Below are 20,160 nucleotides of genomic sequence, written 5' to 3'. Positions count from 1 at the left end.
TTTGAACATTTCTGTCTAATAGATATAGAATTATAACCACCCCCAATTGGTTTCAAAAATAAGTGATTGAATACCTGGCCCCAAAACCACACCGACAGTCTTCTGAGCTTGGTTAGCATCAATTGTGATGAAGTCTCCTGACCACTTCACCAGATTTCCTTTCTTGTCCAAGAAGCTTGGATTCTGTGGATCATTCACCATCACAGCGCTCTCAGATAGCTGTTCAAGCTTGATGGTTTGCTTCCCAATCGTGAAGCTAGTCTCAGATGAGCTATTGCCTTTAATTGTGATTTTAGGAAACGCTAGTGAGCTGCCTTGTAGTCTGAGAACACCATTTGAGGTGAGAGTTTGAACATCGTTGTTCTTCATGTATTTTGTGGGGTGACAAACAAATGTCACTTCCACAGAATACATTTTAGTTTTATCTCTCTGAGTGTCAGACACCTTTGTCTGATAACAGAACCATCTTGTGAGCTTGTTCTGTTGATTCTCAAGCCAGAAATTCCTTTTGGAAAGGAATTGGACGAATTCAAGGACTTGCAATTCTGTTGGGTTGATGAGTTGAAGAGTGTATTTCTTTTCAATCGCTTCTCTGTGAGGGTTTGACTGAACGATGTATCCACTAACTCCATCATGGCTCAATAGCTTGTCCTTTGATAGACCTACTTGAATTGTAGGGCCTTCAAGCACAATCACATCAAATGGAAATGATGAAGTCCCAATTCCATCAATAATCAATTCGTTGTACTTTACAATGCAGGCGCTCCTCTCAATTCTTTCTGTCTTCTCAATTCAGCAGCTATCTTCTGAGATACTTTATTAGCGATCTTCTCAATATCAGCTTCTTCTCTGATGATGTTGTCAGAGATGTTGATGTTGATCACGGTTCCTTGTGGATCCATTGTTTGGGCAATACCCCGACCAATGGCGCTCAAGTTACGTTCATTCAGTGGTAGGACTGCTTCTTTTCCGGCTTCACCACCAACCATGAGGCTATTTCCATTCATGCCAAATGCTGTGGGCTTGGTTAAGATCCCACCTTTGGCATACCAGTCAATTCCGATACTTGGAATCCCTTTACCTTTCAGCCAGTCCATTGGATTCAGTGATCCACTGGCCTTGAAGTGAGGTAGTGGGATGTGTGGCCATTTGAATTGGAAATTGAAGAAACCTTTAATTCCGTCAATGGCTCTTCCTACGAGATCTTTTGCTCCATTGATAGCTGTGTCAATTGTGTCTTTGATCCCATTCCAAATGCTTGAAGCGGTTGAGCTGATATCATTCCAAACTCCTGAAATTGTGCTAGAAATCCCATTGAATACAGTTGAAACTGTTCCTGTGATTCCATCCCAAATCCCAGATAGAGTTGAGCTGATCCCGTTCCAAACAGTTGAAGCCGTACCGGAAATTGTGTCCCAAATTCCAGACAAGATTTGAGCCATTGCATTGAATACAGATTCACAGATACTTTTGATCCCGTTCCAGATATTTTCACCAATACCCTTGATGGTCTCCCAAGCCCCAGACCAATCCCCGTTGATGATCTGCATCACAGTCTTAATGATGCCTAATACCACGTTGATGGCTGTTTCTACTACGGTTTTGATGGTGTCCCAGACCGTGGAAATTATGGTTGAAATGTTATTCCATGCAGTTTCAATGAATGGACCAAGAACATTCATGACTGTTGTCACTACCGCTGAGATGGCATTCCAGACAGTCTCTGCTGTCTGTCTGATCAGTTGTTGATTATCATTCCACCATGTTGTCAATGTCCCCCAGATTTGCATTACAAAGTCAGAGATGGCCTTGACAACAGTATTGATGACTGACATGATAGCATTCCAGACGGTTTCAACAGCGGTCCTGAAACCCTCATTGGTTTCCCATAAGTTTTTGATGACTAAACCAATGCCAACAATAGCCGCTACTACTGCGGCAATAACCCCTATTATTGGCAAGGCGGCCGCTATGGTTGCTCCTATTCCTCCTGCTAATGCCATGAATCCCACAATTAAAGGAGCGATCACACCAGCGACTGCTGTGATAGATCCCATTATTACAATGAATTGTTTAACCGGGCCAGGTAGCTGTTTGATCCATTCTGCTACGTTTTTGAAAAGTCCTACAAGAACATCTAACGCTGGGGCGAATGTTTCAGCAATTGCTCCACCAACTTCAGCCATAACGATTTTCAAACCGTTTTGTGCTGTGGTGAATTTGTCAATAGGGTCCAGAGTGTTTTCATAAGTTTGAGAAACCAGACCGGCTGACACTTGCGAAGTGTAGCCTAAATCTTCCATGTTGAATTTCCCACGTTTGATTGCGTCAATCATCTGAGGGGCTTTCTTAGCACCAAAGATCTCCATAGCAATTCCCATTGCTTCAGTCTCTGACTTGCTGTTCTTGATGGCTTCAATGGTTTCATTCAGACCTTGCTTCATGGTCTTTCCTTGCTTGGTATATACACCAGCGGCTTTTGTCAGTCCAGAGAGCGCTGAGGATGAATCCACCCCGTTTTTCTCGAATTGACCAATAAGGGTAACCGCTTCACCAAATTCAAGACCAAGCATCTTGATTTGAGGCGCTCCATCAGTTGCTTTTTTCATCAACTCATCGACAGAAACCCCGGTATCTTGAGAAACGTAGGTTACATTATCCAGAATCTCTGTTAGGTCATCAATGGATAGGCCATAAGCTTCCATTGCTTGCTTCGATTGGATTGTAGCATTTGTGACATCCGTCCCGTTGATCTCAGAGAACTTGATCATGTCTTCTGAAGTCACTTTCAAAGCGTCTCCAGTTAATTTGAATTGAGTATTGACCTCACCAACAGCATTCCCGATGGTACTGAAATCCGTAGGTACCTCAGTGGCTATGCCATTAGCAATTCCTTGCATTTCTTCAAGAGCTTTCCCACCGGCACCAGTCTTGGTGACAATAGTGTCCATTCCTTCATCAATTTCCCGGAACGCATCTAGAGCGCTCTTCCCAAAATCAACCAACTTTTGACTGATTTCAGATAGCTTTTCGGAAAATTGATTCAGTAACTCAGCTTTTAGAAGCTTATTTGTCTCTTCTAGACCGCTACTGGCTTTCTTCCCTGACTCACCAAGATTCTCCATTTCATTGGCAAGCCCGTTGAAAGCAGCCTTGGACTCATTCAGTTGAGTTTCTAGCTTATTGACTTCTGTTGAGTTCTCGCCATACTCTTGTTTTGCAAGAGCAAGCTGTTTCTCAAGATTCTCAACCTGTTGGGCAACAATCTCGCTTTGCTTCCCTATTTTCTGTTCAGCAAGTGCCAGCTTATCTGCTTCACTGGCATTGGAACCCATCTGGCTTTCTTGTAGCTTGAATGAGCTGACAACTTTATCACCTTCACTTGCAAGGCGCTGTTGCTCATTTTGAAGCTCTTTCAGTTGTTCACGGTTGGACTTGGTAGCATTCCCATTTCCATCTAATGCCTTATTGACATTCTCAAGTTTGTTCTCATAGCCCTTCAGAATGTTCTCTGTCTGGACCACTTCCCGTTGAAATGCACGGTACTGATCAGCACCAATGTCACCGCTCTTGAATTGAGCTTCAACTTGTGCTTGCGCCTGTCTCAGTGTTTCCAGCTTTTCCTTGGTTGTTGAGACTTGCTTTTGAAGCACTTCTTGTTTCTGAGCCAACAGGGTCACATTCCCTGTGTCAAATTTCAGAGCCTTGTCAATACTCTTCAATTCTTTTGCTGCCTCCATTGAGGCAGAATTTACTTTTTTCAGGGCGTTTTGAAGGGGTTGTGTGTCACCGCCAATTTCAATTTTTATCCCTTTAATATTACCGGCCATGTTTCCTCCTTTCACATAAAAATATAAAGAGCGCCTAAAGGATTCTTGTGATCAATCGTCCATTCATTCGATGAACTTGACCTCAGATTCTTCCTCTCAGCACTCTATTTCAGACTAGAATGAGTCAAAATCTGACTGTGTGGCCTTGCGTGTTTCTGATTTGTTTTCAGTACGCAAATTCACATAATCTGTTTGATAATCCAGAGCCATTCCAATTGAAATGTGCTTTAGATCATCAATTGTGAGACCAGTTTCTTTACAGCAAGAAAGATATGATTCTACTGTAAAGATTTCATCACTGGCTGATTCTGACTCATCTGGTTTTTTTTTGATGTCATTGTGTCGTTGATCATTTCCATTAGAATTGGAGCGATGTCCTGCAAAGGAAATTCCTCCATTTCCATAAAAAATTGTTCATAAGGCTTGATGTGTGGATTTCCTGATTTTGTGAAAACCCAAAACAAGCGATTGAAGAAGGTCATGTCAAAATTGGCCAACATGTTGATGTCAACTTCATTGTTGCCATTCTCAGCCATTTGCATGATATTCTGGTTTGAGATCATTCCAAAAAGATCTTGGAAGAAATCTTTCCCAAACTCACTCTTATAAGCGATAGGAGTGTAAGCATTGGTTACAAGCTCATACTCCTTTTCACTAATGGTCACACTCTTACGCATTTAAGGCCTCCTTAATTACAAAGCTTGATTAGGTTCATAGACCTTTTCAAACCATTTCTTATAAACTTCTTGATCATCCGCTGATGTAATGGAACGTTTCACAACTTGGTCACCGGGACGAGGGCTGGCATTGAAGCTCAATTCACGTTCATTCACGTTGGTTCCGTTCTTGGTAGCTGATCCGCTCGATGGGCGACTTGCTGAACAGTAATACATGACATGGCGTGTCTTGTTAGCATCGCCAGCAAATTCAAACATAAGTGCGAAATTGGTTGTCTTCGCATCTGCTTTTTCTGTAACCACTCCTGTTGTAGAGTCTTTGATGTCGCCCAAAATTTTTGTTGCGAATGCTTCAATGATGTGTGGGACTTTGAATTTACCTTCGTAACCTTCGTTTGAGTTGACGAAGTAATAATCAATGTTATCAGCTTTCACTGATCCTGAATCCCCTTTAGGGTCCAGCGTCAATTCCATCGCTCCAGGGAAGCGGAATACTGGACCATAAGTGATCACTCCTGCTTCACTGATTGATTGGATTGGTGCCACATGGACATTTTCAAGTCCAAATGTAACTTTGTTTTCAGTCATTTCTTTCCTCCTCAATATAGATAGACTTCATAAGACTTCACAAACAGTCTTTCTGATTCAATAAAATTTTCTTCCTGAACATCATAAAAGAGCTTGTGGTCATTCCACAGCTCTTCCAATCGTTCTTCTAGCTCCTCATCTTTTCGTTCAAATGCCAATTCTACAGTGACAGCACGGATCATGTATGATGCTTGATTGTCTGTTCCTGTGATAGATGGCAAGCTTTCAAAATAGACAAGGTAAGGCAGCGTGGGGACATTTCCTTCCCTGAATGCCTTGTAAGTGACAGGCAGGCCAGCCTGTTCCAAAATTTCTGCAAACTCTGACAGCTTCATCTTCCAAGCTCCTTCAATTTCTTTTCAAAATTCTCAATAGCGTGATCTTCTGCCGGCTTGATGTGTACTATTCCGGAAACCCGTCCCCCGTTCCTCTTTAAGTGGCCAAATTCAAGCAAATGTGGGAGACGGTAATTTGTGTTGTGAACCACAAAATTACCTTTCCCCATTTTTGTTTTTTTCCACGATTTGGCATACTTACCACCTTTTGCCCTTGGACTTTTTGGACTTGTGGTTTTTAATTCTTGGACGGCCTCTTCTGCTGTTTCTTCCGCTATCTTGTCCACTTCTTCTTCAACTTCTGTGGAATACTCTGCTAATGCTTTAGCAATTTGACTGGCTAGATCTTGGCTCATGTCATTTTCTCCACCAGAGTCAATTCAAGGATATTGAGGTTGATTGGATATGTCTTCAAAATCCGGTACTCTTTACCGCCAAATTCAGCAAATTCCTGATTGTCATATTCAAAGCTGTGAATATCAACAATCAGATTTGGACGAATGCCAGCCTGATTAGCTTGGTAAAATTCTGACCGTGTGATAGATTTCTTTTTACAGAAAATTGTAGTCTTTACCTTCTCAGCTAGATCTTGCTTGAGCTTGTCCTTGCCTGTAATTTTAAAACCTATCAATGTGATTTCATCATTCCACATCTCACACCTCTTTCTTGGAAGAGATTTGCAGATTGTGCAAGCGCCATTGAAGGTGACGTGGTAGATCAACACCACCTTCATAGCGATAAGCAGCAAAGTCAACAATGAACATTTCATGGTCAGCACGATCTGGAACCAATTCAACACCCAGATTGTTTGTTAATTCGCTGATGACGCTTGAGACAATCTTCTCTAGTGTTTTATCTCGCAAATTTGAAGCAATTCCTAATTTGATTTTAAGTAATTCCACTAACTGACCAGTGTCCATGCTATTCTTCCTCTTTCTTAGTTGCTTTCTTGCGCTTTGGTTTCTCTTCAGTGGCTTCTTCTACTTCCTCAGTAGTTGTTTCCACCTCTTCAGAGGTTTCTTCTACTTCCTCAGTAGTTGTTTCCACCTCTTCATCAGCCTCTTCTGCTTTCTTAGTAGCTTTCTTAACCACTTCATCAGTGATAAAGATTGAACCTGCTGAATTAAAGCCTGTCAAGAGTCCTTTAACAAACTCTTGATCAGGTTCATAGCCTTTGCGTGGAAATACATCATCAATTTTATATTCATGTTGCTCTTTATCACGCATGTCCTTGAATGGACGGATTACTGTATAGGGCATGTGATACCTCCTTACGCTACAACATCAGTGTATGTGCCAAAGAAACCAGCAGATTCATCTACTTGCTTGACATCAAGACGTAGGAAGAGTCCAAGCAATTGACCATAGATGTCATTGTTAATCCATTTAACTGATACTTGAAGACGGTCAAACAATTTAACGAATTCAGCAACATCTCCAATGAAGAACTTCATATCACCTTCATTGCCAAACAGAGTGTCATCCACTGGATAAATCTTTTTGCCACCAAATGAATATCCTGTAGGTGATGTAACATCTGGTTGAAGCATATATTTCCCATTTTTATCCTTGACCTTGTCAAGCGCTGCAAACATTGATTGAGTTACAACAATACTTGCTTTGTAGATTGGTTTTAATTTCTTGTTGTAGATGTCTTTGATGCCATCTAATCCAGCAGCATCTGCTTGAGTAGCTGTTTTTAGTACAGCAGTAATCAATGAAAGCTCAGTATTTTCACCTTGATTGACTACTTCATCTTCTACAATAGACATGATGTCGTAGTCTGCATCATCAATCATTTCTTGAGACACAGGAATGTATCCACGGTAAGTCTTGATTGAGTAATCAATTTCACTGATCTTTGGTTTTCCAAGTTCAGGATTTGCTTTCAATTCATCAGTAGAAGCCATTTTCCCATCTGTCTTCTTGATAACTGGATATTTACCAGAACCACTATTTACTTGAACACGTTGGACAAGATCCAAGAGTGGATTGCGTGTCTTTTCAAGGAAGTGAGGTTTTAACACTTCAGTTGGGATCAAAGCAGCGCTTCCAGAGTCTGTTGTTTTAAGACCTACGATGTCACGAGTTTGACCAGTACGAATGAATTTAGCAATTGCGTCACGTTGTTCCAATTTCTTTCCTCCACGTTGTTCCCCGTCTGGATAAGTTGGGGCTTTCCGATTTTGTTCATCAACTTGTTTTTGAAGTTCTTCAATTTCTTCTTCAAGTTTTGCTTTTTCTGCTTGCTTTTCTTCCAATTCTTTTTGGATGTCTTCAAGGCTCTTTTCAACCGTTGAAACTTCTTCTTCAGTTTCAGCACGGTCCAATTTTTCTGCTTCGATTGCAGAACGTTCATTCAATTCTGTGATTGCTTCTTCCAATTCAACAACCTTGCTTGCTTTTGCACGCATGCGTGCGCCATAAATCAATGCTTTATTCATAGATTGTATTTCTCCTTAATTTTCATTTTTCGTTCATTTAACGCTTTACTGTTAGCACGTTTCAGACATTCAAAGTCTTTCTTGCGTGCAGCAATTTCAGTCTGTGGATAAGCCGGGAATGTGCAAGGGCTGACCTCAAAGATTTCAAGCTCTAGCACGGTATCAAGATAAGAACCATCTTCACGCTCAATGGTATCTACTTTGATAGGCATAAATCCAAAACTGCATCCAACAATATCCCCACGCTGTACACGGGCATAAGCTCCCATAGCGTCTGGATCATTTCTGTTGATGATAATGTCACCGTATAGGCCTTTGTCATCAACTTTGAGACTCACTGTGCTGTTTCCTGTGCGCCCTAAAACTAGGTTATGGTCATGATTGAATAATGCACGGATGTCAGCATTCTTGATGGCTTCTTCCACTCCTGCACGTTTGATCACTTCAAAATAGCCTGGCCACAGCTCAGTTTCTTCATCGAACCGGATGAAGTAGCCACTCAGGATCAAGTCACCAGATTCTTGTTCTTCTCGTGTCTCGAATTGAGTAGCAATGTATGAATTACGTTTCTTCACTGGCATTTCCTCCTTCCTTGTTTAGTTTGCTCTGATTGCCTAACTCGCCTTGTGGCAGATAGTTTTCAAGAACAATGATTTCATCCATTTCAGGATCTGGAGTCATACCAACCCAATCTCTCCACTCATTTCTACGCATTGCGGCACTGTTGGTCATTTGTTGAGCAACAGTTGAAAGCTCTGTAATGTCGTAAGAATACAGTGAACGTGGATTGAATTTGAAGTAGCGTGTGGTTGAAGTCAGTAGGTCTCTTGTGAGCGTCTGAGTGATCGTTGTTGCGATGCTCATGATGGTGGTATTCACAAAGTTGTTGTATTCTTCTTTGTTAAAATCTCCCACACCTAACACAAAAGCCGGAACACCTAACATTCCAGCTACTGTCTTCTTATCAATTTCTACTGACTCATTCAAAGCTATGTCATTCAAACTTAATGGCTTCACTTGTTCCACTTCCATCAAAGCATCAGGGACAATCCAAGGTTCACCAGACTGGCTTGTGGTCAGATATTTCTTAGCAATTTTCTCACGACCTTCCACTGTTCCAAGTTCCTCACTTGATGAATCCACCTTGATGATAAGGCTTGGAACGTTCTTTCCGTTCATGAAGCCCTTCTTGGTCTGTGTGGCCATGTTCAAATTTCGGACAATGTCTTTCAAAGCCAATCTAAAACCGGTCCCAATGTAAGGCCGGTCTGGATCAGGATTGATGGCAAAGTGAACCACTTCATCTGGATTAAAATCAGTGTCTCTGAAATGGATCATGTATGTTAGATCATTACTCTTGAATGACACTTCCGACATTGGGAATGGTCTGAGATTGCTGATATAGTCAGTCATTGGATCATATTCCACATGTAGGACAGAATTTCCATCACCAAACAAAAGCAAGTCTCTGACAATCTTGAAGATCCATGATTTTCTTGTCATGTGATCACAAGGGTTGATGTCAATCTTACGGGCTAACCCGTCCTTGATGCGTACATCACCGGATTCTGTGTTTTCCATTAGCTGTATTGTCATGTTTGAAACCATGTCAGCAATTTTATTGACAGCCATGATCACATCTGGATTTCTTGCCAGTGGAATGTAGCCATCACCGTCATACATGATGCCCAGATCTGAATTCCCAAAGCTTGTGAACATCGTCTGAGACTTTCCACGCTTGAATAATTTGTCAAAGATTCCCATATTTCTCACCTCCTTTCTATCTAATCAAAGTAAGCCATCACATTCTTATTTTTACCAAGGTTAGCAAGTGCCTGAATACAAGCGAATACACTCGCATCAAACATGTCTATTCTTGCTGTACCGCCATCCCCGTCCAATTTCTCATACTGGACAGCATCATCTACTTTCTCAATAGCTCTGACATTGCTGACACAGTATTCATAAGCGCCCGAATGTACATAGTAAAATTCTTTATTTTTCACTTTTAATTCAATTCTTCTGAATCCCTCTGATTTCAAATAGAATAGCTGAGGCTGGTCAATCATTTTGAATTTAGCTTGCTTCATTTTGAGCATGAACTCTCTACCAAATTTCCTATCCATACCGACAGCGGCAATTTTGAAGCCTTTCTGTCGCATCTCTATGAACCATTTAACAATGTCGTCGTAGAGAACAGTTGGAGTGTTGCTCATGGTCAGCCAGCCATCCGATTGCCACCCAAATAGTGGGATGCCATCGTCATTGGCTTTCTTCTGAGCGTTGACACGAGGAAAGAAAGCGTGTGTGATACAAATATCAACATCTTTTTCACCGTCATTGTATACCCCATAAAGGGCAGCAGCAGTCAAGTCATGCAGTCTTGAAAGGTCAGCCCCTCCATACCAGCGAATAGGAAGCTTTGCAAGCTCCTCAATTGTCCAGTCATAGCAGTCATCACTAGCAATGAACTCATCTGGATTGAAATAAGCGTTCATTGAGTTAGTGAAGACATTCAATGTCTTATTGAAGAACTCATTTCTGGTCTGTGGATCATTCAAGGCCTGTTCTGCTTCTTCCTTGAGGGCCTTGAGTGAGACAGTCACACCCCATGAGGGATTAGCCATCTTCAGCACATTCTCATCCAAGTAGTCTCCCACATCGCCATCTGTTGCCTGATTGGCCTTACAGATGAAGATGAAGAATGAATCATCTTTGACCAGCTCTTTCAACACCTTTTGACAATATTTCAGACGGTTAGCAAGGAATCCTGTTGGAATGTCCCCGGCTGTGGAGATAACAAAAAGCATACTGTTCCGGTATGCTGACATTGTTTTCTTCATAAGACCGTATTTCTTGGAATTTCTCATGGTGTGTGCTTCATCTAGGATGATGACATTTCCATTGAGAGAGTCAAGCCTGCTTTCATCATTGGCCAGTGCTTGGATAAAGAATGAACCCTCCTCGCCAAAATTGGCAGTGATGGAGTGTTCTTGGTTGTTGTCCTTAATGCGAATGTTCTTGTCATTCCATCGCTCAACATTGAACCTCAAAAATCCAAAGGCTTCCAAGGCTTGCTTGACAGAATTGGCTACAATATAGCATTTTGAACCGCTATCTGTATCAAGAATCTGATAAGCCAGAGCGATTGCAGCAGTGAAGGAAGTCTTGCCATTCTTTCTGGCAAGCATGATCAAGGCTTCCTTGAAGCGTCTCTCATTCGTTCCTTTGATGTAGAAGCCAAAGAGATTCACGACAACAAAATGTTGCCAGGGTTGCAAAAGTAATGGCTTATTACGGATAGAGACCGCAAACATATCATCACCCTGTTGATGGACAATTGTGTGTTCAATGAAATGAACGACAAAATCAACCATCTCTTCATCCATCTCAAATTCTGGATTATCCAAATCTCTCAGGAAGCGTGATGCTGCCAAAATGTTCTCTTCACAATGCTCTTCCTGATGGTATAGAACGTGTTGAGCGTATTTTTTAGCTTTCTCCACGTTACCCATCAGACTTCACCCGTTTCTTCTTGATCTCATCCTTGAATTTCAGAACCTCTGTGAGAACTGATCCATTGTCTTGCTCTACCACTTCACCTAATGACTTAGGATTCATCATCAGTTGATTGGAATAGCTGAGTATATCTTTTCTTAGAATTTCCATCGCTGTGAGAATAGGGACCTTGCGCTCATTTTCAGCTCCTGCCTTATTCACATAGACATCTGTGACAGGATAGCCCATATCAGCATAGTCCTGAGCAAGTTTCTGATACTGAAATAGCATTCCTGAAAAGATGTCAATGATCATGTCAAATTCTTTGCGATAAGTCCCAAGCTCTTTCATCTGTTTGATGACTTTTGACTTGATTGATTTAGCTGTGACTGGTTTTGCCAAAAACTAGGCCTCCTTCCTGAAATCCCTTTAGTTTTTATCCCCTTTTTGTCTGAGCGGTCCCGACTTGGAAAAAGTTCCCTTCACCGGTTCCCAGAAGCTCGAAAAAATTTTTTTTTCGATGGGGGGGATAATCGAAAAAATCAAAAATTGAAAAATTGAAAAATTCGATTTTTACAAAATTTCATTTTTTCGATTTTTGTAAAAATTCAAAAATTCCCTTTTTCGTTTCTTTTGCCAAAAAATTCCTTGACCAATAACTTTATCATTGGTTCTATCATGAAAAGTGTTGTGTCGCTTGTTAGTGAGAGGTAAACAATTCCATTCTTGGAATTCTAGTTCAGGATATTCGGACACTGGAAAAATATGATGAACCATTTCAGCCGGTTCTGATATTCCGTATCTCAAACTTTCCTGACAAAGATAATTATGTTTTCTTAGAATCTTATCCCGGAACTTCTCCCACTTCTTTGTCTTCAAAGAAGGTCTGACAATTTTGTTATACATCTAATCCTCCTCACACAAAAAGGACAGACCAAACTGATTGGCTGTCCCTCTCGTACTTGAAAGCTATGCTATCATAATATTTTATTTTATGTGAGAAAACAAGAGTTTATTTTCTCATCTTTCAATCCATCTTAAAATTATCCCCGATCTTAAAATGTTCAAAATCTTTTTTATTCACCTTGAAATCCTCCTCGATGGTTTTGTTTCCTGATTTGCCTTTAACGGTCACAACATATTTTCTTTCAGTTTTCTTTGGAACTAATATTGTTGTCTTGCCAGTTGAAATTGGTATCAATATCATTGTTGGTTCCTCTATATGTTTATCAGTAATGATTCCGCTTGAAAGCTTATGACATGATGTTAGTAATATTCCAAAAACTAAAATACATAAAATTTTAAAATACCGCATCACTCTACTTCCTTGTCTTCTTCGATGATGAATGCTACTAATTCTCTAGGGTTAATGTAGAGCTTACCAATACGCATTAGATGCCCATTATTAAATTGACTGACTAACCGTTCAATCTCTGATTGTTCCGCACCACAAGACTCAGCAGTCTTATCATTCGTTAAATGAAAGATGATTTTATTTTGAGTCATCATTCTACCTCCTCAATTTCAATTCCTTCACAATCAAAGACCCAATCCAATCCAAGTCCTTCAAGTTGTTTGCGTGTAAATCGAGTAGCTAAATCTCCTAAAGAAAAGAATATTTTCTCGTACATATTATTATAAAATAGCGGTTGTTTTGTTGCACTCATCTTCACTATATACTGTTTTTCTTTCTCAACTGTGTAGCCATTGATCCAAGCGGCAGCAAGCATTTCTTGATTACGTTCGTGATAAACCCATCTCAGAAGTTCTTCATCTTCTTCGTCTTCTATACGCTTAAATAAATCTTGAAAATCCCAATCATTCTCTATGGCATATTTAATATAATCAGCCACAAACTGCGGTACTGTTACTTTCTGCGGTTCGTCTAGCAACTTAATCAATTCCAACGCTGTTAATTTATCAATCATAGGTCTTGGTCTGCTACAATCTGAAGGTAAATGAGAAATACTCTCAATCAACTCTTGTTTATTCATTCTTCCATCTCCTTTGGTGGTTTTGGATAACTCATCCAAAATACTGTATCTTCATAAGTGTTTTCAAATCCAACACCGTTCCCGAAATCAATCCAGATATCAGTGGTTATCTCTTGGGTCTTTGGATTATATACAAGAACTTCCTCGTCTATTTCTGGAGTCTTGCCTTCCCAAACATAATCAAATCCATCCCCAAATATTTCTTTGTCGTCTTCGTAGATATCTCTGGTTGTCAATTTATTCCATTCATAAAGTGCCACAGTTATATCTACAGTTATATCTGATATTCTTTTTGCAGTAGCCATTTTTTACCCTCACTTTCACATATCTTATATTTTGTTAAGCTCGCCTTGTTTCCGAAATCCTTTTAGAATATGGCTTTCATTCGCTTCTCTTTTTCTAGCTTATGCTTAACTCATTATGTTAATGTCAAAAATATAAAAATTAAATAACAAAGTTTCTCAAGGCATCATCTAGTTCAGCTTGTTCAATTCCAATATATCTCAGCGTTATGGCTGGAGACGAATGGTTGAACATCTTCTGTAGTGTGCCTACATCCTTTGTTTTATTGTAATATTTGTATCCAAATGTTTTGCGCATCGTGTGCGTTCCCACGTTGTCAATGCCTAATTCTTCAGCGGCCTCATGAATGATCTGATAGGCTCGTTCACGAGTGATGGCCTTGTTACCTCCTTGCCTGCTCTTGAATAAGAAATGATGGAATGGCTTCCCTTCAACATACTTCCTCATTTCTCGTTTCAGCTCTTTCGTCATTCTACGGGAAATCTGCTTGCCAGTCTTTCTTTCTCGTAGTTTGATGTGCCATCCCTGAACATCTTTGACTTTGAGTGTGAGGATATCACCAACACGCAAGCCTGTATTGAGACCAGTGATAAATAGCATGTAATACATTTCATTCCATTCTCTCAGATAGTCTTTCATCGCTTGGATGTCATCTGTGTCTTTAATGGGTGAGACCTCTTCCATACGGTTCCCCCTTTCTATATTAAAATTGATTTTTATAAGGAATTGGGAGTGCAGGAATCAAACCTGCAACCAATTGATTAAAAGTCAATCGCTCTACCATTTGAGCTAACTCCCTAACCACTATTAGGAGACCCTCTCATCCATGATGTGATTATCATGAACAAGATTATAGTATTTTTTTTTGTGTGAGAATACAATATCTTATATTCTCAATTTATAGTACACCTTTCATTCTGGCATACGTTTCCAAGATACCAGCACGCTTGCGGTAAATTGTAGCATTGCTGACAAATTGCTTTTCTGCGATTTCTTCCCAATCAAGATTTGCTTGCCCCCATCTTAGGTAGAAGATGTCAAGCTGTTCTCCTGTCAGTTGCTTCTTGAAAGATTCAACAGTCTCTTTGAACAGCTCAAGATTCTTCAGGGTCACATCAGTAGCGAATTTCATCACTGTGTTTTCTGTGGGCTTGCTGATACCAGACTTACCACCCCCAACAAGATCATCACCGTTCTTTGCCATCAATTCTGCTTTGCGTGTCCAGATCGCCCGGTCAATTCCACGAAAATTGAATAATTCTTGATCTAGGTTAAATAATTCTCGGTTGTTTAATTTTTTCATTCAGTAACCTCTCTTTGATAGATTTCTACTATCCCTTTGCCTTTTAATTTCTCACAGTGAGCAAGTGCTTCATGTCTTGTTTCAAATTCAGCTTCAGTGTATTCAGCTAAATGCTTAGGATCAATCCAACTCGCATGACCGTGATACTTTCTCACAACATACATCTTCATTTCTTTCTCCTGTTTTTAAAAACTATCACGCTAGACCAGATCAGGCCAGAGAGCCAGACTGCTGCAAATAATAAATAGATAAAGTTTTGTAGGTCCATCTTACTACCACAAGACACCTTTCAATCTGTTGAATTCTTCCTTTGTGGTATCTGATTTAAGAGTTATCTCAAAATTTCTAAAGCCAATTTCACCAGTTGACAACTTGCTTGCGTTAACATTCCCAGAGTTAATGTTTCTAGCATCTGGAATACATTCTTCAATAATGTTTCCTATTCCAATGAATGTCTTACCGCCATCTGTACTGAATTTCAGTCCTATCGGACGGCTGTTATACATTTTACGGTACTTTCTAATAAGTCGTTTTCTCGCTTTATTTAATGACATGTCTTGTCTCCTTTGTAATTCTATTTCTTTCTGCTCTCAATTTTAAACTAGTGTTAACGCCAAAATATACCAGTGTTATTTCTTTTTCCCATTGATTCTTTGTGTAAGGGTATCGGTTTGGTCTCACTCTATTACCTCCTAAACTTCTAAATATAGGATTTCCATGTTAAATCCACTATCAATAAACTTGTGTGTCAATTCTTTGTTAATCCCATTTCCTAGACAATGATAAACTACGTCTACATTGATGTCCGCACCTAAATATTTTTCCAAACGCATACGATTGTCTACATAAAATGCAATATTCCTTTTTTGTTGCTGATATGGTCTGGCTTTAGCTATATCCCTAGTACACCACATCAACACCTTTGAGATGATATCTTTCTTTGTAAAACAGTTTTTTAAAGAAAAGTAGGTGTTAGTTTTTGGGATAAGAATTAGTTCCAGTTGTCTATTTATAAATGAATCAGGAAATAATCTCATAAGTTTTTCCAGTTCTTCATATACCTCATTGTTCATTTTCCCACCTTCTCAACTTCCATACCTTCGCAATCGAACACCCAATCTAAATCTAATTTTTCAAGATCAGATTTTGTAAAATTAGATCTAAAACTTGGATCAAAATGAGGCCCTATTTCATCATTACTTAAATACTGTTTAGTAGCTTTGATCTTAACTGTATACTTTGGTTCTTCCTTGACTATGTAGCCATTGATCCAAGCAAGGGCGAATGTTTCCATATTATTGTCTTTATAAAACCAATCAGAAAGCTTCCTATCTTCTTCGCTTGCTATAAAATCTGAATCCATAGCATCTTGCAAATCCCAATCGTTTTCTTTGGCATATTCAATATAATCTGCTATGCCTTGTGTGATCGTGACTTTTTCACGTTCAATTAAACCTTCTAGCTTGCCTTGCTTATATCCTTCATAATATTTATGCAACCCAAAACCGCTTCCCAGCTCATTTAAAATTCCATTGACCCATACTGCTTGAGTGACAAGATCAAAGTATTTAATTCGTTTGATAACATCTTTCAGTTTTATTTCATCCTTCTTGACAATTTTATCTGCACTTATAGCACACTCACTCGGTATTTCTACCCTTTCGCCACCATCAAGCCTTACAGCGATTTGTAGCGATTCAACTGTTGAACGAACGAACCCGTCATATGTTCCGTACAATACAACTCTAGTACTATCATCCATGTTTTTTCTCCTTTTTTAAAAACCCTTAGAATGGTAATTTGTCATCTGTAATGTCCATTGGGCTTGCAAAGCTTGGTGGCATCTGGTCAGTCATGCTATTTTGATTTGCGGTATTATCACGCTTCTCCAAAACTTGGAAAGTTTCTGCGACAACTTCAGTCACATATACACGTTGTCCTTGCTGATTTTCATAATTTCTTGTTTGGATTCGTCCAGTGATTGCCACAAGCATTCCTTTTCTTGTCCAATTGCAGAAGCGTTCTGCTTGTTCTCTCCACATCACACAATTGATAAAATCTGCATCATATTCATCATTTGCGTTTTTGAAGTTGCGATTGCATGCAATATTGAATTGAGCAGTTGCAATGTTGCTAGGTGTATAGCGTAGTTCTGCATCTCTGGTCAATCGACCAATAAGAGTCACATTGTTAATCATTATTATCCTCCTACATTATTCATTTCAGCAGCTTCCTTGAGCGCTTCTGCTTTCTTGCGTTCCTGCATTTGATATTCTTGGTTCAATTTATTCAAGATGACATCTTGTGCAGTGTTGTGTTCTGCCATTCTTTGAATGCTCAATTCATGCTCCTGAATAGTCCATTCCATATCTTTGATCTTATTTTCTTGATCTACTAATCTAGAATTGAGATTGATAGCAATGACTAGTGAAATAACTGCCAATGAGATCAAATTGATGATCAGCCAATTGATTTTACTTTTCATCTTCAATTACCCTTTCTATTCTATACTGGCCAGCTTCTCTTCCTTGTTCGTTCAAGTGTATATAATACTTGAGAATTGACACATCTTTGCCAGTGATCTTGCTTAGTTCTTTGAGTGGAGCAGTACAGATGTATTTTCCTTGATCGAAAAATCTATAATCTGTCAATTCTTCTGGATCTCCCATCAGTGCCTTCTCGTCAATGTTGAAGAATTTGCATAATTCTTGAACTTGAGCTGGATTTATATTATCTTTAGTGATCCATTGCTGAATTGTGTTTTGATGTCTATTCAGTTTTCTTGACAGCTCTTTCCGTGTTAGTCCTTTTACTAAAATCAATAATTGCAATTGTTGACGAAAGTGATCCATCTGATTTCTTGTGTAATCTCTCATGCTGTCACTCCTGTTCATGACTATTTTTCAAATCCTCAATGAGCCATTCAAGATATTTCTTAGCCTGATCCAAATCTTCAAGCCCGTTCTTCTTCTGGAATCTACATAGATACTTGATAGCATTCCCCCAATAGAATCCCTGAACCCCTTTCAGATTTCCTGCAAAGTTCCGGATGACATCAATGGATTCCAGACCATATTCACCGCAATAGTGATTTGGCTTATTCACTGAATCATTCATCTCTTCTAAAATTTGTTCAAATGACCGTTCTTTCATTTCAATCGTTCCTCCTTAATCCAGATGCCATCAACCAATTTTCCTTTGCGGTCCTTGATTTCTTCATAGGCTTTATTTAAGCACTCCACAAAATCATAGTTCAGCATTTGAGAAATTCGCATCAATTCATGTACTACGCTTTTAAGTTGGTAGCCTTGACGGTTGAAATAAGATGCCAGAGCCTGATCCATCATCAATACAAAATAATCTTCTGTTTTTGCAGCTTCTGAGAAAATGAATTTCTCTTGTTCTGGGAAGATTTCTTTTGTGTTGATTCCAAGTTGAAGAGTCAAGCCAATCAATACAACAGTGATGTCTCCAATACTGTCTTTGGTCACTTCTTCATCCTTTTCAGCAATTCCTCTCGATAGCTCCCCAATTTCTTCATAGAGCTTCAGAAATTGCTTATTGGGTTCTTGAGTGTGTAGGTTACGGTCATAAAACCATTTTTGAACTTTTGAAATTAAATCCTTCAGTTTATTGTTTTCCATTCGTTAATACCTCCGACTTTCCATTGTTTCAGGAAATTTAAAAATGTGTTTGCTTGCTCCCTTGAAGATTCGGTCAGCAAGTGCTTGATTGTAAATTTTCTTGATGTCATTACTTGACAGGTTAGTGTTGAAGAATGTTGTTTGACGATTGTCCAAGATTTTAAACAGCACTCGCTGTCTCCAGTCATTCGCTTCTTTGAGATTGGCGCTCATGCTACTTTCTTTACCTAAATCATCCAAGAAGAGGAAGTCAACTTTGCTGAGTAGGTCCACAGCGTAGTTCTCTGTGAAATCTCCTCGACCATTGAAGCTTTCTTCAATCTTATTGAAGAGAGCTGATGTTGAGATGAAGATCACACTTTTTGGATTCTCGCATTCTTTTGATTGCTCATTCAATGCTTTTGCTAACCCAATAGAGAGATGGCTCTTTCCAATGCCAGGCGGTCCACTTAGGATCACATTCCCTGTTTCAAATTTCATATAATCCCTCAACATCCGTTTCATGAAGTTGAGAGCTTGTTCATTAGTTGGATTATCTGCTGTATAATTCTCTAATGTTTTATCACTCAACTCTTGAGAATAGATGCTCTCTCTTTCAAATACTTTGTAAGTGTGAGACAAGAGGGCTTTGATTTTCGCTTCCTGCCTCAAGAGAGATTCCATCTTCAGGATTTCTTCTTTTTCACATTCAGGACAGATCTCAATGATCTGTTCTGATCCACTGATCTTCACTTTTACATGCTGGACCTGACAGCCATGTTTTTCACAAGATGTAATTTCTTCACTCATTAGAATCCCAACCTTTCATCTTGCTTTTGAACATTTGGCTGTTTAGGCATTTGCTGATTACGGTATTTTTCAAATTTACTAGCATTGAAGAGTGTGTCTGGTGTTAAGTATTTAGACATCTTTGTGTTGTTCTTCCACTCATTTGTCTTTACATCAATCACATATTTGAAGTCTTCAATTGTGTAGTTCTCACTTAATCTTCCATTGATTAGTCTTTGAGTTGACTTGCTAGTTGGTTTGAAATGTGAACCAGTTTTCTCATTTAGATATTTGATAATTTCTTCATAGACATCTGATTGGGGCTTCTGCCCCTTATCTATATCTATATCTATATCTATATCTCCGTTGCCTTTTGTTGCAGTGGTGTTGCATTGCAACAGTTTTTGTGTCTCTCGATGCTTACGAGATCTACGGGTGCTTGCTGTTTCACTGCCTACCATCTCAGGAACTTGTTCAAGATTGAACTGGTAATTGTCTGATGTTGTCAACAGTTTCTTCTTAGTCAAGAACATCAATGTCAATCTGATTGCTTCAGGATCTTCATCAATGATGAGTGATAATTCTTCAGCTAGATCTTCAGCTAATCCTTCAAAATACAATTTCCCTTGTTCAGCAAGACTTGCAAGCATCATCTTCAAATAGATGATTGTGATCTCTTCTCCACCGGGAAGCTTCCTCATCAACTTCATTTCCTTGGAATTGAAGAAGTCATCTTTTAGTTGTAACCAGTAATATCTACGGTTTTCAGTTACCAT

General features: G+C 39.4%; 32 protein-coding genes and 1 tRNA gene. All 33 read right to left on the bottom strand.

Translation table 11 applies throughout. The features are described 5' to 3' along the window. Positions 1 to 30: 30 nt before the first annotated feature. Positions 31 to 756, bottom strand: coding sequence for a phage tail protein (locus I2E70_RS00945; protein WP_195423388.1), 726 nt, complete (start codon positions 754 to 756; stop codon positions 31 to 33). Further along, positions 750 to 3,830 carry a phage tail tape measure protein gene (locus I2E70_RS00940; protein WP_195422999.1) on the bottom strand — a complete coding sequence of 1,027 codons (3,081 nt, stop codon included), beginning with the start codon at positions 3,828 to 3,830 and terminating at the stop codon, positions 750 to 752. Before I2E70_RS00940 ends, I2E70_RS00945 begins: the two co-directional genes overlap by 7 nt. 278 nt (positions 3,831 to 4,108) lie before the next feature. Continuing rightward, positions 4,109 to 4,507 carry a hypothetical protein gene (locus I2E70_RS00935; RefSeq protein ID WP_195422997.1) on the bottom strand — a complete coding sequence of 133 codons (399 nt, stop codon included), beginning with the start codon at positions 4,505 to 4,507 and terminating at the stop codon, positions 4,109 to 4,111. A 15-nt stretch (positions 4,508 to 4,522) separates the two neighbouring features. Beyond that, positions 4,523 to 5,095, bottom strand: coding sequence for a major tail protein (locus tag I2E70_RS00930; RefSeq protein WP_195422995.1), 573 nt, complete (start codon positions 5,093 to 5,095; stop codon positions 4,523 to 4,525). Between the two features lie 11 nt (positions 5,096 to 5,106). Continuing rightward, positions 5,107 to 5,430: a hypothetical protein gene (locus I2E70_RS00925; protein WP_118095682.1), complete on the bottom strand. Its 324-nt coding sequence runs from the start codon at positions 5,428 to 5,430 to the stop codon at positions 5,107 to 5,109. Further along, the gene (locus I2E70_RS00920; protein WP_049483851.1) at positions 5,427 to 5,786 is read right to left on the bottom strand and encodes an HK97 gp10 family phage protein; all 360 of its coding nucleotides are present in this window, start codon (positions 5,784 to 5,786) and stop codon (positions 5,427 to 5,429) included. The genes I2E70_RS00925 and I2E70_RS00920 overlap by 4 nt, the downstream gene beginning before the upstream one ends. Further along, positions 5,783 to 6,082, bottom strand: coding sequence for a phage head closure protein (locus tag I2E70_RS00915; protein WP_195422993.1), 300 nt, complete (start codon positions 6,080 to 6,082; stop codon positions 5,783 to 5,785). The genes I2E70_RS00920 and I2E70_RS00915 overlap by 4 nt, the downstream gene beginning before the upstream one ends. A gap of 1 nt (position 6,083) precedes the next feature. Continuing rightward, a complete protein-coding gene (locus tag I2E70_RS00910) occupies positions 6,084 to 6,350 on the bottom strand; it encodes a hypothetical protein (protein ID WP_049522677.1) in 267 nt (88 codons plus the stop codon). Position 6,351: 1 nt separating this feature from the next. Then, positions 6,352 to 6,690, bottom strand: a complete 339-nt coding sequence (locus I2E70_RS00905; RefSeq protein WP_195422991.1) for a hypothetical protein — start codon at positions 6,688 to 6,690, stop codon at positions 6,352 to 6,354. 11 nt (positions 6,691 to 6,701) lie between these two features. After that, positions 6,702 to 7,874, bottom strand: coding sequence for a phage major capsid protein (locus I2E70_RS00900; RefSeq protein WP_195422989.1), 1,173 nt, complete (start codon positions 7,872 to 7,874; stop codon positions 6,702 to 6,704). Further along, positions 7,871 to 8,449 carry an HK97 family phage prohead protease gene (locus I2E70_RS00895; RefSeq protein WP_195422987.1) on the bottom strand — a complete coding sequence of 193 codons (579 nt, stop codon included), beginning with the start codon at positions 8,447 to 8,449 and terminating at the stop codon, positions 7,871 to 7,873. Before I2E70_RS00895 ends, I2E70_RS00900 begins: the two co-directional genes overlap by 4 nt. Next, entirely contained in the window at positions 8,436 to 9,638 is a 1,203-nt protein-coding gene (locus I2E70_RS00890) for a phage portal protein (RefSeq protein WP_195422985.1), read from the bottom strand. The genes I2E70_RS00895 and I2E70_RS00890 overlap by 14 nt, the downstream gene beginning before the upstream one ends. A gap of 20 nt (positions 9,639 to 9,658) precedes the next feature. Next, entirely contained in the window at positions 9,659 to 11,389 is a 1,731-nt protein-coding gene (locus tag I2E70_RS00885; protein ID WP_195422983.1) for a terminase large subunit, read from the bottom strand. Continuing rightward, positions 11,382 to 11,774 carry a P27 family phage terminase small subunit gene (locus I2E70_RS00880; RefSeq protein WP_195422981.1) on the bottom strand — a complete coding sequence of 131 codons (393 nt, stop codon included), beginning with the start codon at positions 11,772 to 11,774 and terminating at the stop codon, positions 11,382 to 11,384. Before I2E70_RS00880 ends, I2E70_RS00885 begins: the two co-directional genes overlap by 8 nt. A gap of 171 nt (positions 11,775 to 11,945) precedes the next feature. Then, complete coding sequence (locus tag I2E70_RS00875; protein WP_195422979.1) at positions 11,946 to 12,278, bottom strand: HNH endonuclease; 333 nt, start codon at positions 12,276 to 12,278, stop codon at positions 11,946 to 11,948. A 121-nt stretch (positions 12,279 to 12,399) separates the two neighbouring features. After that, complete coding sequence (locus tag I2E70_RS00870; RefSeq protein ID WP_195422977.1) at positions 12,400 to 12,687, bottom strand: 3-dehydroquinate synthase; 288 nt, start codon at positions 12,685 to 12,687, stop codon at positions 12,400 to 12,402. Next, positions 12,687 to 12,881, bottom strand: coding sequence for a hypothetical protein (locus I2E70_RS00865; protein WP_049522668.1), 195 nt, complete (start codon positions 12,879 to 12,881; stop codon positions 12,687 to 12,689). Before I2E70_RS00865 ends, I2E70_RS00870 begins: the two co-directional genes overlap by 1 nt. Next, a complete protein-coding gene (locus tag I2E70_RS00860; protein WP_195422975.1) occupies positions 12,878 to 13,366 on the bottom strand; it encodes a DUF1642 domain-containing protein in 489 nt (162 codons plus the stop codon). The genes I2E70_RS00865 and I2E70_RS00860 overlap by 4 nt, the downstream gene beginning before the upstream one ends. Beyond that, positions 13,363 to 13,671, bottom strand: a complete 309-nt coding sequence (locus I2E70_RS00855) for a hypothetical protein (RefSeq protein WP_195422973.1) — start codon at positions 13,669 to 13,671, stop codon at positions 13,363 to 13,365. The genes I2E70_RS00860 and I2E70_RS00855 overlap by 4 nt, the downstream gene beginning before the upstream one ends. Positions 13,672 to 13,810: 139 nt before the next feature. Continuing rightward, entirely contained in the window at positions 13,811 to 14,353 is a 543-nt protein-coding gene (locus tag I2E70_RS00850) for a site-specific integrase (RefSeq protein WP_049483908.1), read from the bottom strand. 42 nt (positions 14,354 to 14,395) lie between these two features. Continuing rightward, a tRNA-Lys gene (locus tag I2E70_RS00845) sits at positions 14,396 to 14,468 on the bottom strand. 99 nt (positions 14,469 to 14,567) lie between these two features. Next, positions 14,568 to 14,972 carry a transcriptional regulator gene (locus I2E70_RS00840; protein WP_070594929.1) on the bottom strand — a complete coding sequence of 135 codons (405 nt, stop codon included), beginning with the start codon at positions 14,970 to 14,972 and terminating at the stop codon, positions 14,568 to 14,570. Further along, the gene (locus I2E70_RS00835; protein ID WP_155167822.1) at positions 14,969 to 15,142 is read right to left on the bottom strand and encodes a hypothetical protein; all 174 of its coding nucleotides are present in this window, start codon (positions 15,140 to 15,142) and stop codon (positions 14,969 to 14,971) included. Before I2E70_RS00835 ends, I2E70_RS00840 begins: the two co-directional genes overlap by 4 nt. A gap of 102 nt (positions 15,143 to 15,244) precedes the next feature. Then, positions 15,245 to 15,526: a hypothetical protein gene (locus I2E70_RS00830; protein WP_195422971.1), complete on the bottom strand. Its 282-nt coding sequence runs from the start codon at positions 15,524 to 15,526 to the stop codon at positions 15,245 to 15,247. Positions 15,527 to 15,664: 138 nt separating this feature from the next. Continuing rightward, on the bottom strand, positions 15,665 to 16,045 hold the full coding sequence (locus tag I2E70_RS00825) for a hypothetical protein (protein ID WP_195422969.1): 381 nt from the start codon (positions 16,043 to 16,045) through the stop codon (positions 15,665 to 15,667). Then, positions 16,042 to 16,734, bottom strand: a complete 693-nt coding sequence (locus tag I2E70_RS00820; protein WP_195422967.1) for a DUF1642 domain-containing protein — start codon at positions 16,732 to 16,734, stop codon at positions 16,042 to 16,044. Before I2E70_RS00820 ends, I2E70_RS00825 begins: the two co-directional genes overlap by 4 nt. 25 nt (positions 16,735 to 16,759) lie before the next feature. Then, positions 16,760 to 17,170 (bottom strand): single-stranded DNA-binding protein, encoded by a 411-nt coding sequence (gene ssb, locus I2E70_RS00815; RefSeq protein ID WP_195422964.1) that lies wholly within the window; start codon positions 17,168 to 17,170, stop codon positions 16,760 to 16,762. A gap of 2 nt (positions 17,171 to 17,172) precedes the next feature. Next, entirely contained in the window at positions 17,173 to 17,457 is a 285-nt protein-coding gene (locus tag I2E70_RS00810) for a hypothetical protein (protein WP_195422963.1), read from the bottom strand. Continuing rightward, on the bottom strand, positions 17,447 to 17,848 hold the full coding sequence (locus tag I2E70_RS00805) for a helix-turn-helix domain-containing protein (RefSeq protein ID WP_195422961.1): 402 nt from the start codon (positions 17,846 to 17,848) through the stop codon (positions 17,447 to 17,449). Before I2E70_RS00805 ends, I2E70_RS00810 begins: the two co-directional genes overlap by 11 nt. A 4-nt stretch (positions 17,849 to 17,852) precedes the next feature. Beyond that, a complete protein-coding gene (locus I2E70_RS00800) occupies positions 17,853 to 18,125 on the bottom strand; it encodes a DUF3310 domain-containing protein (RefSeq protein WP_229060232.1) in 273 nt (90 codons plus the stop codon). Then, positions 18,122 to 18,616, bottom strand: coding sequence for a MazG-like family protein (locus tag I2E70_RS00795; RefSeq protein WP_049483872.1), 495 nt, complete (start codon positions 18,614 to 18,616; stop codon positions 18,122 to 18,124). Before I2E70_RS00795 ends, I2E70_RS00800 begins: the two co-directional genes overlap by 4 nt. A gap of 3 nt (positions 18,617 to 18,619) precedes the next feature. Then, on the bottom strand, positions 18,620 to 19,405 hold the full coding sequence (locus tag I2E70_RS00790) for an ATP-binding protein (RefSeq protein WP_195422958.1): 786 nt from the start codon (positions 19,403 to 19,405) through the stop codon (positions 18,620 to 18,622). After that, positions 19,405 to 20,160, bottom strand: coding sequence for a conserved phage C-terminal domain-containing protein (locus I2E70_RS00785; RefSeq protein WP_195422956.1), 756 nt, complete (start codon positions 20,158 to 20,160; stop codon positions 19,405 to 19,407). The genes I2E70_RS00790 and I2E70_RS00785 overlap by 1 nt, the downstream gene beginning before the upstream one ends.

The organism is Streptococcus parasanguinis (genome assembly GCF_015556095.1).
Lineage (GTDB): Bacteria > Bacillota > Bacilli > Lactobacillales > Streptococcaceae > Streptococcus > Streptococcus parasanguinis_Q.
This window is presented reverse-complemented; position numbering and strand designations above follow the sequence as displayed.

What these genes read in the sequence shown, in the direction of transcription:
- I2E70_RS00830 (WP_195422971.1), bottom strand. Translation starts at nt 15,526, where the DNA reads ATGTCATTAAATAAAGCGAGAAAACGACTTATTAGAAAGTACCGTAAA.
- I2E70_RS00825 (WP_195422969.1), bottom strand. Translation starts at nt 16,045, where the DNA reads ATGAACAATGAGGTATATGAAGAACTGGAAAAACTTATGAGATTATTT.
- I2E70_RS00855 (WP_195422973.1), bottom strand. Translation starts at nt 13,671, where the DNA reads ATGGCTACTGCAAAAAGAATATCAGATATAACTGTAGATATAACTGTG.
- I2E70_RS00870 (WP_195422977.1), bottom strand. Translation starts at nt 12,687, where the DNA reads ATGCGGTATTTTAAAATTTTATGTATTTTAGTTTTTGGAATATTACTA.
- I2E70_RS00800 (WP_229060232.1), bottom strand. Translation starts at nt 18,125, where the DNA reads ATGAAAGAACGGTCATTTGAACAAATTTTAGAAGAGATGAATGATTCA.
- I2E70_RS00930 (WP_195422995.1), bottom strand. Translation starts at nt 5,095, where the DNA reads ATGACTGAAAACAAAGTTACATTTGGACTTGAAAATGTCCATGTGGCA.
- I2E70_RS00820 (WP_195422967.1), bottom strand. Translation starts at nt 16,734, where the DNA reads ATGGATGATAGTACTAGAGTTGTATTGTACGGAACATATGACGGGTTC.
- I2E70_RS00795 (WP_049483872.1), bottom strand. Translation starts at nt 18,616, where the DNA reads ATGGAAAACAATAAACTGAAGGATTTAATTTCAAAAGTTCAAAAATGG.
- I2E70_RS00885 (WP_195422983.1), bottom strand. Translation starts at nt 11,389, where the DNA reads ATGGGTAACGTGGAGAAAGCTAAAAAATACGCTCAACACGTTCTATAC.
- I2E70_RS00900 (WP_195422989.1), bottom strand. Translation starts at nt 7,874, where the DNA reads ATGAATAAAGCATTGATTTATGGCGCACGCATGCGTGCAAAAGCAAGC.
- I2E70_RS00835 (WP_155167822.1), bottom strand. Translation starts at nt 15,142, where the DNA reads ATGAAGATGTATGTTGTGAGAAAGTATCACGGTCATGCGAGTTGGATT.
- I2E70_RS00925 (WP_118095682.1), bottom strand. Translation starts at nt 5,430, where the DNA reads ATGAAGCTGTCAGAGTTTGCAGAAATTTTGGAACAGGCTGGCCTGCCT.
- I2E70_RS00905 (WP_195422991.1), bottom strand. Translation starts at nt 6,690, where the DNA reads ATGCCCTATACAGTAATCCGTCCATTCAAGGACATGCGTGATAAAGAG.
- I2E70_RS00865 (WP_049522668.1), bottom strand. Translation starts at nt 12,881, where the DNA reads ATGATGACTCAAAATAAAATCATCTTTCATTTAACGAATGATAAGACT.
- I2E70_RS00805 (WP_195422961.1), bottom strand. Translation starts at nt 17,848, where the DNA reads ATGAGAGATTACACAAGAAATCAGATGGATCACTTTCGTCAACAATTG.
- ssb (WP_195422964.1), bottom strand. Translation starts at nt 17,170, where the DNA reads ATGATTAACAATGTGACTCTTATTGGTCGATTGACCAGAGATGCAGAA.
- I2E70_RS00890 (WP_195422985.1), bottom strand. Translation starts at nt 9,638, where the DNA reads ATGGGAATCTTTGACAAATTATTCAAGCGTGGAAAGTCTCAGACGATG.
- I2E70_RS00850 (WP_049483908.1), bottom strand. Translation starts at nt 14,353, where the DNA reads ATGGAAGAGGTCTCACCCATTAAAGACACAGATGACATCCAAGCGATG.
- I2E70_RS00910 (WP_049522677.1), bottom strand. Translation starts at nt 6,350, where the DNA reads ATGGACACTGGTCAGTTAGTGGAATTACTTAAAATCAAATTAGGAATT.
- I2E70_RS00915 (WP_195422993.1), bottom strand. Translation starts at nt 6,082, where the DNA reads ATGTGGAATGATGAAATCACATTGATAGGTTTTAAAATTACAGGCAAG.
- I2E70_RS00860 (WP_195422975.1), bottom strand. Translation starts at nt 13,366, where the DNA reads ATGAATAAACAAGAGTTGATTGAGAGTATTTCTCATTTACCTTCAGAT.
- I2E70_RS00935 (WP_195422997.1), bottom strand. Translation starts at nt 4,507, where the DNA reads ATGCGTAAGAGTGTGACCATTAGTGAAAAGGAGTATGAGCTTGTAACC.
- I2E70_RS00920 (WP_049483851.1), bottom strand. Translation starts at nt 5,786, where the DNA reads ATGAGCCAAGATCTAGCCAGTCAAATTGCTAAAGCATTAGCAGAGTAT.
- I2E70_RS00875 (WP_195422979.1), bottom strand. Translation starts at nt 12,278, where the DNA reads ATGTATAACAAAATTGTCAGACCTTCTTTGAAGACAAAGAAGTGGGAG.
- I2E70_RS00940 (WP_195422999.1), bottom strand. Translation starts at nt 3,830, where the DNA reads ATGGCCGGTAATATTAAAGGGATAAAAATTGAAATTGGCGGTGACACA.
- I2E70_RS00810 (WP_195422963.1), bottom strand. Translation starts at nt 17,457, where the DNA reads ATGAAAAGTAAAATCAATTGGCTGATCATCAATTTGATCTCATTGGCA.
- I2E70_RS00785 (WP_195422956.1), bottom strand. Translation starts at nt 20,160, where the DNA reads ATGGTAACTGAAAACCGTAGATATTACTGGTTACAACTAAAAGATGAC.
- I2E70_RS00840 (WP_070594929.1), bottom strand. Translation starts at nt 14,972, where the DNA reads ATGAAAAAATTAAACAACCGAGAATTATTTAACCTAGATCAAGAATTA.
- I2E70_RS00790 (WP_195422958.1), bottom strand. Translation starts at nt 19,405, where the DNA reads ATGAGTGAAGAAATTACATCTTGTGAAAAACATGGCTGTCAGGTCCAG.